Genomic DNA, 18035 nt, shown 5'->3' on the forward strand with positions numbered 1-18035 from the left:
CGCCTCCCGCCCGGCCCTGCCCGGTCTGCTCAGACACCGCGCCGCCGCCAAGCTGCTCGTGCTGGCCGTCGTCGCCGCCGTCGCCGTACCCCTGCTGCACAGCCGCTGGGGGAGCGGCGCCTGGCCGCACGCGCTGACCGTCGACCTGTCCAAGCCGCTCGCCGGCGCCAGCGACTGGGTGATCGACAACCGCGACAGCCACCCGCTGTTCCTGTACTTCTTCGGCTACATCAGCAACGCGGTCGTGCTCTCCGTGCGCGGCGTCTACCTGACCCTGCTCGCCGCGGGCTGGATGGGCGTCACCGCCTTCACCGCCCTGGTCGCCTGGCGTGTCGCCGGGGTCCGCCTGGCCGCGGGCACCGCCGCCGCCTTCCTGGCCTGCGGAGCGCTCGGCATGTGGGTGCCCACCATGCAGACGCTCGCGCTGATGGTCGTCGCCGTGCTCGTCTCCGTGGTCGTCGGCGCCCTGCTCGGCCTGGGCGCCGGCCTCTCCGACCGCCTGGACCGCGCCCTGCGTCCGGTGCTGGACACCATGCAGGTGCTGCCGGCGTTCGCGTACCTCCTCCCCGTCGTCCTGGTCTTCGGCATCGGCGTCCCCGCGGCCGTGCTCGCCACCGTCGTGTACGCCGCCCCGCCGATGGCCCGTCTGACAACGCTCGGCCTGCGCGGAGCCGACCCCGAGGTCCTGGAGGCCGTGGATTCGCTCGGCGCCACCGGCCCGCAGCGGCTGCTCACCGCCCGCATCCCGCTGGCCCGCAAGGAACTGCTGCTCGGTCTCAACCAGACCATCATGATGGCGCTGTCCATGGCCGTCATCGCCTCCGTGATCGGCGCCGGCGGCCTCGGCGACCGCGTCTACCAGGCACTCGCCTCCGTCGACGTGGGCGCGGCCCTAGCGGCCGGTATCCCGATCGTGCTGCTCGCCGTCGTGCTGGACCGCGTCACCGCGGCGGCCGGCGACGGCACCACCCGCTCGCGCACCATCGGCCTGCCCTACGCCCTCGCCGTCACCGTCGCCGTCGCCGTGGGCGGCCGGCTGCTCGGCCGCCTGGACTGGCCCTCCTCCTGGACCCTGGCCATCGCCGAGCCGGTCAACCGCGCCGTCGACTGGATGACCGCCCACCTCTACTCCGGCGTGCCCGTCGTCGGCGGCACCGCGGACTGGGCCGGCCACTTCACCACCTGGGTCCTGGACCCCGTACGCGGCGGCCTGCAGTGGCTGCCCTGGTGGGCGGTACTGCTGCTGGTCGCCGCGGCGGCCTGGCTGATCGGGACCTGGCGCACCGCCCTGACCGCGGTGCTCGCCATGGCCGCCATCGGTGTCCTCGGCGTGTGGCAGCCCTCCCTCGACACGCTCTCGCAGGTGCTCGCGGCCGTCGCCGTCACCCTCGTCCTCGGCTTCGCGACCGGCATCGCCGCCGCCCGCAGCGACCGCGTCGAACGGGTCCTGCGCCCGGTGCTCGACGTCTTCCAGACCATGCCGCAGTTCGTGTACCTGATCCCGGTCGTCGCCCTGTTCGGCGTGGGCCGCGCCCCCGCCGTCGCCGCGGCCGTCGTCTACGCCCTGCCGGCCGTCGTCCGGATCACCACCCAGGGCCTGCGCCAGGTCGACGCCGCCGCCCTGGAGTCCGCGCGCTCGCTCGGCGCCACCGGCCGCCAACAGCTCTGGCAGGTGCAACTGCCGCTCGCCAGGCGGTCGCTGCTGCTCGCCGTCAACCAGGGCGTGGTCCTGGTCCTCGCCGTCGTCATCATCGGCGGCCTGGTCGGCGGCGGCGCCCTCGGCTACGACGTGGCCTTCGGCCTCGCCCAGGGCGACCTGGCGACCGGCCTGGTCGCCGGAGCCGCCATCGTCTGCCTCGGCCTGATGCTCGACCGGGTCACCCAGCCGACCGGACGCCGGCCGAGGAAGGGAGCCTGACATGCGATTCCGTACGACCCTCACGGTGACCGCCGGCGTGTCCGCGCTGGCGCTGCTCACCGGCTGCGGCGCCGCCGACATGACCAAGCAGGCCTCGCCGTTCGCGAACGCCCGGGGTGCGAAGTCCGTGACCCTGTCCGTGCAGTCGTGGGTGGGCGCCCAGTCCAACGTGGCCGTCGCCCAGTACCTGCTCGAACACAAGCTCGGCTACCGCGTCGACACCGTCCAGGTGGACGAGGTGCCCGCCTGGGACGCGCTCAGCCAGGGCCGCGTCGACGCGATCCTGGAGGACTGGGGCCACCCGGACCAGGAGAAGCGGTACGTCACCGACAAGCGGACGATCACGCGCGGTGGCGCCCTCGGTGTCACCGGGCACATCGGCTGGTTCGTGCCGACGTACCTCGTCAAGCAGCACCCGGACATCACCGACTGGAAGAACCTGGACAAGTACGCCTCGCTGTTCCGCACCGCGGAGAGCGGCGGCAAGGGCCAGCTGATGGACGGCTCCCCGTCCTACGTCACCAACGACAAGGCGCTGGTGAAGAACCTGAAGCTGGACTACCAGGTCGTCTTCGCCGGCTCCGAGGCGGCGCAGATCACCCAGATGAAGCAGTTCGCCAAGGAGAAGAAGCCCTTCCTGACGTACTGGTACTCGCCGCAGTGGCTGTTCAAGAAGGTCCCCATGACGGAGGTGAAGCTGCCGCCGTACAAGGAGGGCTGTGACGCGGACGCGGCCAAGGTGGCCTGTGCCTACCCGCACACCCCGCTGCAGAAGTACCTCAACGCCGGGTTCGCGAAGTCCGGCGGCAGCGCGGCGGCCTTCCTGAAGAGGTTCAGGTGGACCACGCAGGACCAGAACGAGGTCTCCCTGATGATCGCCGACCAGAAGCTGTCGCCGCAGGAGGCGGCGCGCAAGTGGGTGGACAGCCACCCCTCGGTGTGGAAGCGGTGGCTGTCCTGAGCCGGCTCAGCGCAGGCCGGCGGCGATCTCGCGCAGCGCGGCCGCGTTCAGCCGCTGGAGACCCGGCCCGAACGTGACGCGAGTGGCCCCTAGTTCGCCGAGCACGGCGGGCGAGGGGCCGCCGCCGTCCGCCCGGGCCAGCATGTTGAGCGGGCCCGCGATGCCGGACCGCAGCAGGGGCAGCACGTCGACCGGCGCGAGGATCGGGTACACGCAGTCCGCACCCGCCGCCACGTACGCCGCGGCCCGCTCGATGGCCCGTTCGGGATCGCCGTCGCCGTGCACGAAGGTGTCGACGCGGGCGTTGACGAACAGCCGGTCGGCGGCGGCCGAGCGCACGCCGGCCAGGTAGTCGGCGTGCCGGTGCGGGTCACGCAGGACACCCCCGGGACCGGAGTCCTCCAGGTTGCACCCCACGGCCCCGGCCTCCAGCAGCCGCTCCACCAGCTCCTTCGGGGCGAGCCCGTAGCCGCCCTCGACGTCCGCCGACACCGGCACGTCCACGGCCCGGGCGATCCGGGCGACCGCGGCGAACATCTCGTCGGCGGGGGTCTCGCCGTCCTCGTACCCGAGGGAGGCGGCGATCCCGGCGCTGGGCGTGGCCAGCGCGGGGAACCCGGCCTCGGCGAACACCCGGGCGGCGGCCGCGTCCCAGGGGCCGGGCAGCACCAGCGGCTCGCCGTGCGGGCGCCCCCGGTGCAGCGTGCGGAACAGGTCCGCCTTGTCCATGGCGGGTGCGCTCATGGCCGGTACCCTCCCGGTGGGACGCGGCGGCTGACCATCAGGCGGTTCCAGCCGTTGATGACGGCGACCAGCCCGATGAGATGGGCCAGTTCGCCCTGGTCGAAGTGTTTGGCCGCGGTGTCGTACACCTCGTCGGGCACGAACCGGTCCGTCAGCACGGTGACCGCCTCGGTCAGTGCCAGCGCCGCCCGCTCCCGCTCGCTGTAGCGGTCCCCGGCCTCCTCCCAGGCGCCGAGCAGCGCGATCCGGTCGTCGGATTCGCCGTTCTCCCGGGCCACCCGCAGGTGCATGTCCAGGCAGAAGGCGCAGTGGTTGAGCTGGGAGGCGCGGATCATGACCAGTTCGGCCAGGGCCGGGTCGCCGAGGCCCCGCTCGGCGGCCGCGCTCAGCGCCGACATGGCCCGCCCGACGTCGCGGTCCAGCGTCTGCGTCCGGCTCACTTGTGCCCCGGCCGGTAGTGGCCCGGCACCATCCGGGTGGTCACCCCGAACCGGTTCCACGCGTTGATCACCGCGAGCGCGGCGATCAGCTGCGCCAGCTCGGCCTCCTCGAAGTGCCGGGCGGCCCGCTCGTACACCTCGTCCGGCACGAATCCGTCGGTCAGGACGGTGACGGCCTCGGTCAGTTCGAGGGCGGCCAGCTCCTTCTCCGTGTAGAAGTGCCGCGACTCCTCCCATGCGCCGAGCTGCACGATCCGCTCCACGCTCTCGCCGGCCGCGAGCGCGTCCTTGGAGTGCATGTCCAGGCAGAAGGCGCAGTGGTTGAGCTGCGAGGCGCGGATCTTCACCAGCTCGTACAGCGTGGGGTCCAGACCCCGCCTGGCGGCCGCGTCCAGGCGGATCATCGCCTTGTAGACCTCGGGCGCGTGTTCGGCCCAGGCCAGCCTGGGGGCGTGTTCGGTGGCGTACTCGACGGTTTCCTGTGCGGTGGTCATGGTTCGACCCTAGGAGCCGGGAAGCCCAGGAGTATGGTCCATTTCCATGGCGGATTCATGGGCCACTCTGGGAGTCGACCTGCACCTGGAACCGGCCGGTTCCAGCGGGCTGCGCAGGGGGCTCACCGACGCGCTGCGGGACGCCGTGCGCACCGGCCGCCTCGCCCCCGGCACCCGGCTGCCGTCCTCCCGCAGCCTCGCCGCCGACCTGGGCCTGGCCCGCAACACCGTCGCCGATGCCTACGCCGACCTGGTCGCCGAGGGCTGGCTCACCGCCCGCCAGGGCTCCGGGACCAGGGTCGCGACAGGGGTGCCCGCCACGCCTTCCGGGCCGCGCGGGAGGGCTCCGTCGCCGTCCGCTGACGGGGTGCCGCACCGGCGCCGCGAGCCGGGCGGACCCGCCTACGACCTCGTCCCCGGCACCCCGGACCTCGCCGCCTTCCCGCGCGCCGAGTGGCTCAGGGCCGCCCGCCGCGCCCTGGCCACCGCGCCCTTCGACGCCCTCGGCTACGGCGACCCGCGCGGCAGGACCGAACTGCGCACCGCCCTCGCCGGCTACCTCGCCCGCGCCCGGGGCGTGCGCACCGATCCCGAGGCTGTCGTGATCACCGCCGGGTTCTCGCACGCCCTGCGCCTGCTCGGCACCGTGCTGCGGGCCCGCGGCGCGCGGACGGTGGCGGTGGAGTCGTACGGCCTCGACGCCCACTGGGGGCTGCTGCGGGACGCGGGCCTCACCACCCGCGCGCTGCCGTACGACGAACTGGGCACCGACACCGGCGCGTTGGGCGGCGAGGGTGCGGTTCTGGTCACCCCCGCCCACCAGTTCCCGATGGGCACCCCCCTGCACCCCGACCGGCGGGCCGCTGTCGTGGAGTGGGCGCGCCGGACCGGCGGGCCGGTCCTGGAGGACGACTACGACGGCGAGTTCCGCTACGACCGCCAGCCCGTCGGCGCCCTCCAGGGCCTCGCCCCCGACCGGGTCGTCTACCTCGGCACCGCCAGCAAGTCCCTCGCCCCAGGGCTGCGCCTGGGCTGGATGGTGCTGCCGCCGTCCCTGCTGGAGGAGGTGATCGCCGCCAAGGGCGCCATCGACACCTGCGGGGTGCTCGACCAGCTGACCCTGGCCGAGTTCATCGCCTCCGGCGCCTACGACCGCCATGTGCGCTCCGCCCGGCTGCGCTACCGGCGCCGCCGGGACGCCCTCGCCGCCGCCGTCGCGGGCCGCGCGCCCGAGGTCCGGGTCACCGGGATCGCGGCCGGCCTGCACGCCGTGCTGCGCCTGCCGCCCGGCACCGAGCAGTCGGTCGTCCAGGCCGCCACCTGGCAGGGCCTGGCCCTGCACGGCCTGGCCTTCCACCGCCACGACCAGGCCCCCACGGTCCCCCTGGACGCCCTGGTCGTCGGCTACGCCACCCCGCCCGACAGCGCCTGGACGGGAGCCCTGGAGGCGCTGTGCCGGGTACTGCCGTGAGGGCCGGCCGCACTCAGCGGGCGGACGCCGCCTCCCGGTCGTCCTCCGTCGCCGGGGGCGGTGCCTCGCCGAAGCGGGCCAGGGCCAGTGCGCCCGCCACCGCCACCGCGAACCCCAGTACCGCCAGCCACGCCAGGCCCTCGCGGGTGCGGTCGCCGAGCCAGACGACGCCCACCGCGGCCGGGCCGATCGTCTCGCCGATGACCATGCCGGCCGTGGCCGTCGTCACCGAGCCGCGCTGGAGGGCCGACGTCAGCAGGATGAACGCGGCGGCGCCCCCGGTCAGCAGGGCGTAGACCGCGGGGTCGGCGACCAGGTCGGCCGGTCGCAGCGAGTCGATCAGGCGGACCGACACCTCCACCACCCCGAACCCGAGACCGGCCCCCAGCCCCAGCACCAGGGCCCGCAGCCGCCCGGAGAGCCGCCCGCCCAGCAGCGCGAGCACCAGCATGCCCACGGCCGTCGCGAGCATCGCCCACTCCAGGGCCGCCGACCCCTGCTGCCCGCCCTCCGGCCCGGAGGCCAGCCCCAGCATCGCCAGACCGGCGCACACCACGCCCACCGCGCCCCACTCCGTGCGGCTCAGCCGCACCCGCAGCAGCCGTGCCGCGACCACCGCCGTGACCGCGAGACTCGACGCGAGGGCCGCGCTGACCGCGTAGATCGGCAGGGACCGCAGGGCCGCGATCTGGAACAGGAAGCCCAGCCCGTCCAGCGCCAGCCCGGCCAGGTACCGCCACTGCCGCAGCGCCCGCAGCAGCAGGGCCGCCTCGCCGCCCCCACCCGTCCCGGCCTCCCGGGCGGCGATCGCCTGCAGCACGGTCGCCGTGCCGAAGCAGAGAGCCGCGGCCAGGGCGCACACCATTCCAAAGAGCACGAAGCGACTCTAAGGGAGGGCACGACCCGCACCCCCGCGCGGGCCCCGGCTCTCACCGGTCTCTAAGCTGACCGCCGCACACAGGCAGCGAACGGGGGAGACACCACGATGGCGCGCACCCGCCCGGAGATCCGCGGGCAACTCCGCTCCACCACGGTCGTCCTCGGCGGAATGGGCCTGCTCGCCGCCGCCCTGACCGCCTGCTCGTCCGAACCGGACAAGCGCTGCGTCGACCGCGACAGCTACCGGCTGGGCAAGGGCTACAAGGTCGTCTCGGACCAGAACTGCAAGACCGCCAAGTCCTCGGTGAACGCGGGCTGGTACTACGGCGGCAAGAAGAAGGGCTCCTGGGCCGGCGGCGGCTCCTTCACCAAGCCCGCCAAGGGTTCGGGCGGCTCCTCCGGCGGCGGCGTCCACCGCGGCGGCTTCGGCGGCGGCCACGGCGGCTCCGGCGGCTGAGCCGGACCGCCGCATGGAACGCCGTACGACCACGCCCCGCCCCGGCTGGCAGCAGACCGTCGAGGCACAGGGGCTCGTCTACCCCCTGACCCGTCACCCCGACGGCTCGCTGCGCCCCTACTGGGACGAGAGCGCCTACTACGTCTTCACCCTGGACGAGGTGGAGGCGCTGGAGGAGACCGTCGCGGAACTGCACCGCATGTGCCTCGCAGCCGCCGGGCACATCGTGGCCGAAGGCCGCCTCCCCGACCTCGGCATCACCGATCCGCGCGTCGCCGAGGCCGTCACCGAGGCATGGCGGCGCCGCGCCGAACTCCCCTCCCTCTACGGCCGCTTCGACCTCCGCTACGACGGCACCGGCCCGGCGAAACTGCTGGAGTACAACGCCGACACGCCCACCTCCCTGGTCGAGGCCGCCTCACCGCAGTGGTTCTGGATGGAGGAGCGCTTTCCCGGCGCCGACCAGTGGAACTCCCTGCACGAACGGCTCGTCGACGCCTGGCGCGAGCAGGCCGCGCTGCTGCCGCCGGGCAGCCCGCTGCACTTCGCGCACTCCAGCGCCGACGAGCTGGGCGAGGACCTGATGACGGTCGCCTACCTCAAGGAGACCGCCGAACAGGCCGGGCTCGCCACCGACTGGATCTCCATGGAGGAGATCGGCTGGGACACCCTCTCCGGCCGCTTCGTGGACAACGGGCTCCGCTTCATCCGCAGCGTCTTCAAGCTCTACCCGTGGGAGTGGCTCACCACCGACCTCTTCGCCCGGCACGTCCTGGACACCCTGGACAACGGCGGCGGCACGGGCAGCACCCTGTGGATCGAACCCGCCTGGAAGATGCTCCTGAGCAACAAGGCCCTCCTGGCGATCCTCTGGGAGCTGTACCCCGGCCACCCGAACCTGCTCCCCGCCTACCTGGACGGCCCCCGCGAGCTGGCCGCGTCGACCGGCTGGGTCGCCAAGCCCCTGCTGGGCCGCGAGGGCGCGGGCGTCACCGTGCACGCACCGGGCACCGCGGCCGCCACCCGCGAGGAGTCCTGCTGCTACCAGGGGCTCGCCCCGCTGCCCGCCTTCGACGGCAACCACGTCGTCCTCGGCGCCTGGGTCGTCCGCGACGAGCCGGCCGGCCTCGGCATCCGCGAGTCCTCGGGGCTGATCACCGACGAGTACGCCCGCTTCGTGCCGCACGTGATCCTCTAGCCGGAGCACGACAGCCGGAGCCCTTCGCCCGGAGCCCGTCAGCCCGCGTCTTCGAGCACGGCCGCGAGCTGGTCGAGCCCCCAGTCCAGGTCCTGCTCGCCGATGACCAGCGGCGGGGCGAGCCGGACGGTCGACCCGTGGGTGTCCTTCACCAGCACACCCCGGTCCATCAGCCGCTCCGACACCTCCCGGCCTGTGCCGAGCCGCGGGTCGACGTCCACGCCCGCCCACAGCCCGCGCCCGCGCACCGCCGTCACCCCGCCCGTGCCGCGCAGCCCGGCCAGCCGCCGGTGCATCCGCTCGCCCAGCGCGGCCGCCCGCGCCTGGAACTCGCCGGAGCGCAGCATCGCGATCACCTCCAGCGCCACCGCGCAGGCCAGCGGGTTCCCGCCGAACGTCGACCCGTGCTCGCCCGGCCGGAACACCCCCAGCACCTCCGCGCTCGACACCACCGCCGACACCGGCACGATCCCGCCGCCCAGCGCCTTGCCCAGCACGTACGCGTCCGGCTCGACCCCTTCGTGCTCGCACGCGAAGGTCCGCCCGGTCCGGCCCAGCCCCGACTGCACCTCGTCGGCGATGAACAGCACGTTCCGCTCGCGGGTCAGCTCGCGCACCCCCGGCAGGTAGCCGGCCGGCGGCACGATCACCCCGGACTCGCCCTGGACCGGCTCCAGCAGCACGGCGACGGTGTTCTCGCTGAGCGCCGACCTCATCGCCGTCAGGTCGCCGTACGGCACGATCTCGAAGCCCGGCGTGTACGGCCCGAAGTCCGCACGGGCCTCGGGGTCGGTGGAGAAGCTGATGACGGTCGTCGTACGCCCGTGGAAGTTGCCGCCCGCGACCACGATCTTCGCCATCCCGGCGGGCACCCCCTTCACCCGATAGCCCCACTTCCGGGCGGTCTTCACGGCGCTCTCCACCGCCTCGACGCCGGTGTTCACCGGCAGCACCATCTCCATGCCGCACAGCTCGGCCAGCTCCGCGCAGAACGCGGCGTAGCGGTCGTGGTGGAAGGCGCGCGAGGTCAGCGTCACCCGCTCCAGCTGCCGCCTGGCCGCCTCGACCAGGCGGCGGTTGGTGTGCCCGAAGTTGAGCGCCGAGTAGCCGGCCAGCAGGTCCAGGTACCGCCGCCCCTCCACGTCCGTCATCCACGCCCCCTCCGCCGAGGCCACGACGACGGGCAGCGGACTGTAGGTGGGCGCGCTGTGCGCGTCGGCGGCGGCGATGAGGTCTTCGGTAGCGGTCACGGCCTCTCCCGGGTCGAAGGGTGGCCCCCTTCCTATCGTCGTTCCCGTCGTCGCTCGCATGGTGGACGCCGCACCTCCCCGTCGTGGCGCGCCCGGTAGGCTGATCAGCGGGCCGTGACTGGCGCGCTGGGATGGGACGGACCATCGGGGAGCGGTCCAGCGGGAAATCAGTGCCGTGCGCCTGGGCCGAACGTGAACGCCGAAACGCACGCCGTCCGGAGGTCCCCATGCCAGAGCAGCAGCCCCTCTCCACCGAGTCCACCGCCTTCCGCGCGGCCCTCGACGTCATCCGCGCGGTGGAGCCGGCCGTCGCCGACGCCATCGGCCAGGAGGTGGCCGACCAGCGCGAGATGCTCAAGCTGATCGCCTCGGAGAACTACGCCTCCCCGGCGACCCTGCTGGCCATGGGCAACTGGTTCAGCGACAAGTACGCCGAGGGCACCGTCGGCCGCCGCTTCTACGCCGGCTGCCGCAACGTCGACACGGTGGAGTCGCTGGCCGCCGAGCACGCCAAGGCGCTGTTCGGCGCCCGCCACGCCTACGTCCAGCCGCACTCCGGCATCGACGCCAACCTCGTCGCCTTCTGGGCCGTCCTCGCCGACCGCGTCGAGGTCCCGTTCCTGGAGAAGACCGGCGTCCGTCAGGTCAACGACCTGACCGAGGCCGACTGGGCCGAGCTGCGCCGGGCCTTCGGCAACCAGCGGATGCTCGGCATGTCCCTGGACGCGGGCGGCCACCTCACCCACGGCTTCCGCCCGAACATCTCGGGCAAGATGTTCGACCAGCGCTCCTACGGCACGGACCCGGCCACCGGTCTCATCGACTACGAGGCGCTGCGGGCCCAGGCGCGCGAGTTCAAGCCGCTGATCATCGTCGCGGGCTACTCCGCCTACCCGCGCCTGGTGAACTTCCGGATCATGCGCGAGATCGCCGACGAGGTCGGCGCGACCCTCATGGTCGACATGGCCCACTTCGCCGGCCTGGTCGCGGGCAAGGTCCTCACCGGAGACTTCGACCCGGTCCCGCACGCCCAGATCGTCACCACGACCACCCACAAGTCGCTGCGCGGCCCGCGCGGCGGCATGGTGCTGTGCGACGACTCCCTGAAGGACCAGGTCGACCGCGGCTGCCCGATGGTGCTCGGCGGCCCGCTCCCGCACGTGATGGCCGCCAAGGCCGTCGCCCTCGCCGAGGCCCGGCAGCCCGCCTTCCAGGACTACGCCCAGCGCATCGTCGACAACTCCCGCGCGCTCGCCGAGGGCCTGATGCGCCGCGGCGCCACCCTGGTCACCGGCGGCACGGACAACCACCTCAACCTGATCGACGTGGCCGGCTCCTACGGCCTCACCGGCCGCCAGGCCGAGGCCGCCCTGCTCGACTCGGGCATCGTCACCAACCGCAACGCGATCCCGGCCGACCCGAACGGCGCCTGGTACACCTCCGGCATCCGCGTCGGCACGCCCGCGCTCACCACCCGGGGCCTGGGCACCGCGGAGATGGACGAGGTGGCGGGCCTGATCGACCGCGTGCTGACCACCACCGAGGCGGGCACCACCAAGTCGGGCGCCCCGTCGAAGGCCGCCCACGTCCTGGACGCGAAGGTGTCCGAGGAGATCGCCGGGCGGGCGACGGACCTGGTGGCCGGCTTCCCGCTGTACCCCGAGGTCGACCTGGGCTGAAGGGCCCCGTGAGGGGCGCGGGGAACCGCGCGGGCGACCACGGACGGCCCGCGGTCCCCCGCGCCCCGAAACCTCACCCACCTCAGGGGCCGATGCCGCCCTCAGCCGATGAGAGAATGGGCAGCATGGCTTCTGCTGACCGACCCCGCGTGCTCTCCGGAATCCAGCCCACGGCAGGCTCGTTCCACCTCGGCAATTACCTGGGCGCCGTCCGCCAGTGGGTGGCCCTCCAGGAGTCCCACGACGCGTTCTACATGGTCGTCGACCTGCACGCGATCACGGTCCCGCAGGACCCGGCCGATCTGCGGGCCAACACCCGCCTGGCCGCCGCGCAGCTGCTGGCCGCCGGTCTCGACCCGGACCGCTGCACCCTCTTCGTCCAGAGCCATGTGCCCGAGCACGCCCAGCTCGCCTGGATCATGAACTGCCTCACCGGCTTCGGCGAGGCCAGCCGGATGACCCAGTTCAAGGACAAGTCCGCCAAGCAGGGCGCCGACCGCGCCTCCGTCGGCCTCTTCACGTACCCGATCCTCCAGGTCGCCGACATCCTGTTGTACCAGGCCAACGAGGTGCCGGTCGGCGAGGACCAGCGCCAGCACGTCGAGCTGACCCGCGACCTCGCCGTGCGGTTCAACGGCCGCTACGGGGACACCTTCACCATCCCGAAGCCGTACATCCTCAAGGAGACGGCGAAGATCTACGACCTCCAGGACCCGTCGATCAAGATGAGCAAGTCGGCGTCCACGCCGAAGGGCCTGATCAACCTGCTCGACGAGCCGAAGACCACCGCCAAGAAGGTCAAGAGCGCCGTCACCGACACCGACACCGTGATCCGCTACGACGTGGAGAACAAGCCGGGCGTGTCGAACCTGCTCACCATCTACTCCACGCTCACCGGCCGGTCGGTCGAGGAACTGGAGGCGGACTACGAGGGCAAGATGTACGGCGCGCTCAAGACGGACCTCGCCGACGTCATGGTCGACTTCGTGTCGCCGTTCCGGGAGCGCACCCAGCAGTACCTGGACGACCCCGAGACGCTCGACTCGGTGCTGGCCAAGGGCGCGGAGAAGGCGCGTGCCGTGGCCGCGGAGACGCTCGCGCAGGCCTACGAGCGCGTCGGCTTCCTGCCTGCGAAGCACTGAGGGGCACGGACCGGCGCCGGGGCGCACGACCGTTCGCACGCCCGGGCGGGCGGAGCGCTGCACATCACTTCCGCTGCGCCTGCCGACAGGACATCCGTGGTCGTACAGTCGATATCCGACGGCCCGTACGACGACGGCCGACAGACAGCACACGACGACAGGAGACGACGTGGGGACCGTAACGATCGGCGTCTCGATCGCGGTCCCGGAGCCTCACGGCAGCCTGCTCCAGGAGCGGCGCGCGGGCTTCGGCGACGCCGCGGCTCACGGCATCCCCACGCACGTCACCCTGCTGCCGCCGACCGAGGTGGACGCGGCGGACCTGGCGGCGGTGGACGCGCACCTCACCGGGGTCGCCGCGGCCGGCCGCCCGTTCCCGATGCGGCTGTCCGGGACCGGCACCTTCCGGCCGCTGTCGCCGGTCGTCTACGTCCGCGTCGTCCAGGGCGCCGATTCCTGCGCCTGGCTCCAGCAGCGGGTCCGTGACTCCTCCGGGCCCATGGCGCGCGAACTGCTGTTCCCGTACCACCCGCACGTCACGGTCGCCCACGGCATCGACGAGGCGGCGATGGACCGCGCCTTCGCGGAGCTGGCCGGCTTCGAGGCCGAGTGGTCGTGCACCGGGTTCGCGCTCTACGAGCAGGGCCCCGACGCCGTGTGGCGCAAGCTGCGCGAGTTCACCTTCGGCGGGTCCATGGTGCCGCCGCAGCCACTGCGCGGAGTGGGCCGCAGCCCCGTGAGCTAGGGCCGGTGGCGAAAGTGGTCCTCTGCCGTGCGGCGAGGTCACTTTCACAACGGGCCCGAGCGCGGCAGGTCCTAGAGCGGCAGGCGCCGGAACAGGGACCGCGGCGCGTGCCGCAGCGCGGACATCACCACCCGGAGCGATCCCGGCACCCACACCACCTCCGAGCGCCTGCGCAGGCCCAGCTCGATCGCCGTGGCCACCTCCTCCGGGGTCGTGGTGAGCGGCCCCCCGGCGCGCAGCGGTCCGGGGCGCACGACCATCACGCGCACGCCGGTGCCGTACAGGGCGTCGCCGAGACCCTGGGCGAAGGCGTCCAGGCCCGCCTTGCTGGAGCCGTAGATGAAGTCGGCGCGGCGGGCCCGTTCCCCGGCGACCGAGGAGAGCACGACCAGCGAGCCGTGGCCCTGGGTCTGCAGGGCGCGGCCGGCGACCAGGCCGGCCGAGACGGCGCCGGTGTAGTTGGTCTGCGCGACCCGGACCGCGCGCAGGTGGTCGCGTTCGTCGTGGGCCTGGTCGCCGAGGACACCGAACGCGAGCAGCACCATGTCGATGCGCCCCTCGGCGAACACCTTGTCGAGGACCGGCTCGTGGGACTCGGGGTCGAGGGCGTCGAAGGCGACGGTGCGGACGTCGGCGCCCAGGGCGCGCAGCCGCCCGGCGGCCTCCTCCAGGGCGGGCGAGGGGCGGCCGGCCAGCCAGACGGTACGGGTGCGGCGGGCGATCAGACGGCGCGCGGTGGCCAGCGCGATCTCCGATGTGCCGCCGAGGACGAGCAGGGACTGGGGCAGCTCGTTCGCATCCTTCATGACAGCCGACCGTATCGCCCTCATATGTCCGTCTTGCTGAAGAAACGCGGTGTTCACGCACACGTGCAGCGGGCAGAGTCCGATCATGGACTGGCTGAAGAGGCTTCCCGGCGTCGGGCCGATCGTCACGCGGCTCACGCTCACGCACGCCTGGCGGTCGTTCGAGCGGCTGGACCGGGTGAAGTGGACCCGGCTGGCCGCCGCCATGACCTTCGTCAGCTTCGTGGCCCTGTTCCCGCTGCTGACCCTGGGCGGCGCGATCGCCGCGGCCACCCTCAGCGAGTCGCAGCAGAAGAACGTGCAGAACAAGATCGCCCAGCAGATCCCCGGCCTCGCCGACCAGCTGGACATCAACTCCCTGGTGCAGAACGCCGGTACGGTCGGCGTCATCGCCGGTGCCGTGCTGCTGTTCACCGGCATCAACTGGGTCGGCCAGGTGCGCGACTGCCTGCGCGTGGTGTGGGACCTGCCCGACGACGAGCAGAACCCGTTCGTGGCCAGGCTCAAGGACGCGGGCATCCTGCTCGGTCTGGGCGGAGCCGTCGTCGCCACGCTCGCCATCTCCACCGTGGCCTCGGCGTTGGTGGGCTGGATCACCGACCAGCTCGGCATCGACCGGATGAGCTGGAGCAGCGTGCTGCTGCGCGTCGTCGCGTTCGCCGTCGCCGTGCTCGCCGACTTCCTGCTGCTGCTCTACGTCCTGACCCTGCTGCCCGGCGCCGAACCCCCGCGCCGCCGCCTCGTGGTGGCCGCGCTGACCGGCGCGGTCGGCTTCGAGCTGCTGAAGCTGCTGCTCAGCGGCTACATCCAGGGAGTCGCCGCGAAGAGCATGTACGGCGCGTTCGGGGTCCCCGTGGCCCTGCTGGTGTGGATCAACTTCACCGCGAAACTGGTCCTGTTCTGCGCCGCCTGGACGGCGACGCAGAGCAAGGAGATCGAGGTGGAGAGCGTCACGGCCGGGGCCGGCGGCGCATCAGATCCGGCAGCGGCCAACGGCGGTTGACCAGGTACACCGCGGCGCCGAGCAGCACCAGCAGCCCGCCGGCGATGCCCAGGGCGGTGCCGACGCCGCCGGAGCGGTTGCCGGCGGCGGCGCTCGCCACCGGCTTGGCGTCCGGGCCGCCGGTGCCCTGCGCCTGCCCGGCCGCCGCGGTCGCGGCCGGCCGGGCGGACGGCTCCGCGGTGGCCGCCGCGGCGCTCCTCGGCGGGACGAGGACGCCCACCGGCCGGACCTTGCCGGCGGCCTGGAAGCCCCAGTCGAACAGTTTCGCGGTCTCCTTGTAGACCTCGTTGTGCTCGCGCTTCTGCGGGTTCATCACGGTGACCAGCAGCACCTTGCCGCCCCGTTCGGCGACCCCGGTGAAGGTGGCGCCCGCGTGGGTGGTGTTGCCGTTCTTCACCCCGGCGATGCCCTGGTAGACGGGCACATCGGCGTCGCCGCTCAGCAGCCGGTTGGTGTTGCGGATCTCGGCGGAGCCGAACGTCGCGCTCACCGTCGAGCAGTAGTCGCGGAAGTCCTTCTTCTGCAGCCCGGAGCGGGCGAACAGCGACAGGTCGTACGCCGACGACACCTGCGCCGGCTCGTCGTAGCCGTCCGGGCTGACCACGTGCGTGTCCAGGGCCTGGAGTTCGTCGGCGTGGTCCTGCATGTCCCGGACGGTCCGCCGGACACCGCCGTTCATCGCCGCCAGCACGTGCACGGCGTCGTTGCCCGAGCGCAGGAACACCCCGAGCCACAGGTCGTGCACGGTGTAGCTGTGGCCCTCCTTTATCCCGACCACGCTGGAGCCGACGCCCATGCCCGCGAGGTCGGACGGCACCACCTTGTGCTCGGTCCCCTTCGGGAACCTCGGCAGCACGGTGTCCGCGAACAGCATCTTCAGGGTGCTCGCCGGGGGCAGCCGCCAGTGCGCGTTGTGCGCGGCCAGGACCTCGCCGGACTCGGCGTCGGAGACGATCCAGGAACGGGCGGTGAGGCCCTCGGGGAGCACCGGCGCACCGGCGGCGAGGTCGACCTGGGTCCCGGGCTGTCCCAGCCGGGCGCCACCGACCTGCGACATCTGGGCCGGGGGCGTGGCCGTGGGGCCGGTCGAAGGGGTCGGGGCGGCGAAGGCGGCGGGAGCGGTGACGGAGAGGGACAGCAGCGCGGCGGTGGTGACCGGCAGGGCTCGCCTGACGGCCTTCTCGGTTGCGGGCACGGTGGGAAACGTACCGGTCACCGGCCGCGAAGTCGCGCCTCGCACCCCACCCCGGACACGGAACCGGACCGCGGACGGCGATACTGTCCGTATGAAGCTCAGCCGCCCGGTCTCCTGGTTCCTGCTCGCCTTCGGGGTGTGGAGCTGGGTCATCTGGGTCACTTTCGTCAAGAACCTGGTCAAGGACGGCAGCGGACTCGCCTTCGACGACGGTCACCCGACCGCCTACTTCTGGGTGCATCTGCTGCTGGCCGTCGTCTCCTTCGTATTGGGGACGGTCATCGGGGTCATCGGGTTGCGCGGACTGCGCGCACTGCGCCGCACCTCATAGCGGGGGACACACCGGCGTGATCGTCGTCTTCGTCCTCGCCGCCCTGGCCGCGCTCGCCGTCCTGGTGCTGGGGCACTGGTACGTGTGGCGCCGCCTGGTGCGCGACACCACCCGCGGCCCGGGCCCCGCCCGCCGTGCGGGCACCGCGGTCTTCGTCGCGGGACCGCTGCTGATGATCACGGCCCTGGTCGCCGAACGCTCGGGGGCCCCCTTCTGGCTCCAGCGCACCCTGGCCTGGCCCGGTTTCCTGTGGATGGCGCTGGCGCTGTACCTGCTGCTCGCGGTGGTGGCCGGAGAGGCCGTACGGCCCCTGCTGCGGCGGCTCCCGGCCCGCCGGGCGGCGCCCGGGGCGACGCCCGTTCCCGCGCCGGAGACCGTAGCGGCCCAAGGGCCCCGGCCGGGCGCGCCCGCGCCCTCACCCGTTCCGGAGCGGGCGCGCCGACCGGAACCCCCGCGCGAGCCGGAACCGCCGTACGAGCCGGAAGCCCCGTACGAGCCGGCAGAGTCGCGCGAGCCGGCAGAGTCGCGCGTGCCGGAGCGGGCGGCGCCCGCGCCGTCCCGGCGTCTGTTCGTCTCCCGGGTGGTCGGCGGGGCCGCCGCGGCCGCCGCCGTCGGGACCGTCGGCCAGGGCACCTACGGGGTGCTGCGCGGGCCGCGGGTCAAGCGCGTCACCGTACCGCTGGCCCGACTGCCGCGTGCCGCGCACGGCTTCCGGATCGCGGTCGTCAGCGACATCCACCTCGGCCCGGTCCTCGGGCGCTCCTTCGCGCAGCGGGTCGTCGACACGGTCAACGCCACCCAGCCGGACCTGATCGCGGTCGTCGGCGACCTGGTGGACGGCAGCGTGAAGGACCTCGGCCCGGCCGCCGCGCCTCTGGCCGGGCTCACCGCGCGGCACGGCGCCTACTTCGTCACCGGCAACCACGAGTACTTCTCCGGCGCCGAGCAGTGGGTGGCCGAGGTGCGCACCCTCGGCCTGCACCCGCTGGAGAACGCCCGCACCGAACTGCCCCACTTCGACCTGGCCGGGGTGAACGACCTCCAGGGCGAGAGCGAGGGTCAGGGCCCCGATTTCGGCAGGGCGTTGGGCGACCGGGACCGGGCACGCGCGTGCGTGCTCCTCGCCCACCAGCCGGTGCAGATCCACGAGGCCGTCCGGTACGGCGTCGACCTCCAGCTCTCCGGCCACACCCACGGCGGCCAGCTCTGGCCCGGGAACCTCGTCGCGGCCGCCGCCAACCCCACCGTGGCCGGCCTCGAACGCTACGGCGACACCCAGCTGTACGTCAGCAGGGGCGCGGGGGCCTGGGGGCCGCCCACGC

At 73.3% G+C, this 18035-nt stretch carries 18 protein-coding genes and 1 riboswitch; of the genes, 11 read left to right on the top strand and 7 right to left on the bottom strand.

Annotated elements, in window-relative coordinates:
* Together V7E45_RS16580 and V7E45_RS16585 are read left to right on the top strand one after the other, a co-directional pair.
* Positions 1-1918, top strand: a 1918-nt coding sequence (locus tag V7E45_RS16580; protein ID WP_333774939.1) for an ABC transporter permease, incomplete at its 5' end; no start/stop codon positions are given.
* A gap of 1 nt (position 1919) precedes the next feature.
* Positions 1920-2879 carry an ABC transporter substrate-binding protein gene (locus V7E45_RS16585; protein WP_333774940.1) on the top strand — a complete coding sequence of 320 codons (960 nt, stop codon included), beginning with the start codon at positions 1920-1922 and terminating at the stop codon, positions 2877-2879.
* Between the two features lie 6 nt (positions 2880-2885).
* On the opposite strand, the gene V7E45_RS16590 is transcribed toward V7E45_RS16585, so the two are convergent.
* From V7E45_RS16590 to V7E45_RS16600, 3 genes are read right to left on the bottom strand one after another with little or no spacing between them, the layout of a single operon-like run.
* The gene (locus V7E45_RS16590; protein ID WP_333774954.1) at positions 2886-3608 is read right to left on the bottom strand and encodes an isocitrate lyase/PEP mutase family protein; all 723 of its coding nucleotides are present in this window, start codon (positions 3606-3608) and stop codon (positions 2886-2888) included.
* An 11-nt stretch (positions 3609-3619) separates the two neighbouring features.
* Positions 3620-4063, bottom strand: a complete 444-nt coding sequence (locus V7E45_RS16595; RefSeq protein WP_333774941.1) for a carboxymuconolactone decarboxylase family protein — start codon at positions 4061-4063, stop codon at positions 3620-3622.
* Positions 4060-4557 carry a carboxymuconolactone decarboxylase family protein gene (locus V7E45_RS16600; RefSeq protein ID WP_333774942.1) on the bottom strand — a complete coding sequence of 166 codons (498 nt, stop codon included), beginning with the start codon at positions 4555-4557 and terminating at the stop codon, positions 4060-4062. The genes V7E45_RS16595 and V7E45_RS16600 overlap by 4 nt, the downstream gene beginning before the upstream one ends.
* 46 nt (positions 4558-4603) lie before the next feature.
* On the opposite strand from V7E45_RS16600, the gene pdxR reads away from it, so the two are divergent.
* Positions 4604-6028: a MocR-like pyridoxine biosynthesis transcription factor PdxR gene (pdxR, locus tag V7E45_RS16605; RefSeq protein ID WP_333774943.1), complete on the top strand. Its 1425-nt coding sequence runs from the start codon at positions 4604-4606 to the stop codon at positions 6026-6028.
* A gap of 13 nt (positions 6029-6041) precedes the next feature.
* Here pdxR and V7E45_RS16610 read toward each other — a convergent pair whose 3' ends face one another.
* On the bottom strand, positions 6042-6893 hold the full coding sequence (locus tag V7E45_RS16610; protein ID WP_333774955.1) for a DMT family transporter: 852 nt from the start codon (positions 6891-6893) through the stop codon (positions 6042-6044).
* Between the two features lie 120 nt (positions 6894-7013).
* Here V7E45_RS16610 and V7E45_RS16615 point away from each other — a divergent pair, with 120 nt between their 5' ends.
* Together V7E45_RS16615 and V7E45_RS16620 are read left to right on the top strand one after the other, a co-directional pair.
* Positions 7014-7364, top strand: coding sequence for a hypothetical protein (locus tag V7E45_RS16615; protein ID WP_333774944.1), 351 nt, complete (start codon positions 7014-7016; stop codon positions 7362-7364).
* A gap of 13 nt (positions 7365-7377) precedes the next feature.
* Positions 7378-8562: a glutathionylspermidine synthase family protein gene (locus tag V7E45_RS16620; RefSeq protein WP_333774945.1), complete on the top strand. Its 1185-nt coding sequence runs from the start codon at positions 7378-7380 to the stop codon at positions 8560-8562.
* A 38-nt stretch (positions 8563-8600) separates the two neighbouring features.
* Here V7E45_RS16620 and rocD read toward each other — a convergent pair whose 3' ends face one another.
* Positions 8601-9812 carry an ornithine--oxo-acid transaminase gene (gene rocD, locus V7E45_RS16625; protein WP_333774946.1) on the bottom strand — a complete coding sequence of 404 codons (1212 nt, stop codon included), beginning with the start codon at positions 9810-9812 and terminating at the stop codon, positions 8601-8603.
* A 104-nt stretch (positions 9813-9916) separates the two neighbouring features.
* Positions 9917-10006, top strand: a riboswitch (ZMP/ZTP riboswitch).
* 33 nt (positions 10007-10039) lie between these two features.
* On the opposite strand from rocD, the gene V7E45_RS16630 reads away from it, so the two are divergent.
* The 3 genes from V7E45_RS16630 (at position 10040) to V7E45_RS16640 (ending at position 13378) form a co-directional block, all read left to right on the top strand.
* Entirely contained in the window at positions 10040-11491 is a 1452-nt protein-coding gene (locus tag V7E45_RS16630; RefSeq protein WP_333774947.1) for a glycine hydroxymethyltransferase, read from the top strand.
* A 116-nt stretch (positions 11492-11607) separates the two neighbouring features.
* On the top strand, positions 11608-12633 hold the full coding sequence (trpS, locus tag V7E45_RS16635) for a tryptophan--tRNA ligase (RefSeq protein WP_443056069.1): 1026 nt from the start codon (positions 11608-11610) through the stop codon (positions 12631-12633).
* A gap of 169 nt (positions 12634-12802) precedes the next feature.
* Positions 12803-13378 (top strand): 2'-5' RNA ligase family protein, encoded by a 576-nt coding sequence (locus tag V7E45_RS16640; protein ID WP_333774949.1) that lies wholly within the window; start codon positions 12803-12805, stop codon positions 13376-13378.
* A 71-nt stretch (positions 13379-13449) separates the two neighbouring features.
* On the opposite strand, the gene V7E45_RS16645 is transcribed toward V7E45_RS16640, so the two are convergent.
* Entirely contained in the window at positions 13450-14184 is a 735-nt protein-coding gene (locus tag V7E45_RS16645) for a decaprenylphospho-beta-D-erythro-pentofuranosid-2-ulose 2-reductase (protein WP_333774950.1), read from the bottom strand.
* Positions 14185-14269: 85 nt separating this feature from the next.
* On the opposite strand from V7E45_RS16645, the gene V7E45_RS16650 reads away from it, so the two are divergent.
* Positions 14270-15187, top strand: a complete 918-nt coding sequence (locus V7E45_RS16650) for a YihY/virulence factor BrkB family protein (protein ID WP_333774951.1) — start codon at positions 14270-14272, stop codon at positions 15185-15187.
* Here V7E45_RS16650 and V7E45_RS16655 read toward each other — a convergent pair.
* Positions 15135-16382, bottom strand: coding sequence for a D-alanyl-D-alanine carboxypeptidase family protein (locus V7E45_RS16655; RefSeq protein ID WP_333774952.1), 1248 nt, complete (start codon positions 16380-16382; stop codon positions 15135-15137). The two genes, V7E45_RS16650 and V7E45_RS16655, sit on opposite strands and share 53 nt — an antisense overlap.
* 91 nt (positions 16383-16473) lie before the next feature.
* Here V7E45_RS16655 and V7E45_RS16660 point away from each other — a divergent pair, with 91 nt between their 5' ends.
* Together V7E45_RS16660 and V7E45_RS16665 are read left to right on the top strand one after the other, a co-directional pair.
* Positions 16474-16713 (top strand): SCO4848 family membrane protein, encoded by a 240-nt coding sequence (locus V7E45_RS16660; protein WP_190012810.1) that lies wholly within the window; start codon positions 16474-16476, stop codon positions 16711-16713.
* Positions 16714-16729: 16 nt separating this feature from the next.
* The coding region (locus V7E45_RS16665; RefSeq protein WP_333774953.1) for a metallophosphoesterase at positions 16730-18035 on the top strand (1306 nt) is incomplete at its 3' end.

Origin of the sequence: Streptomyces sp. IBSBF 3136 (assembly GCF_036815105.1) — a bacterium.
Classification (GTDB): Bacteria; Actinomycetota; Actinomycetes; order Streptomycetales; family Streptomycetaceae; genus Streptomyces.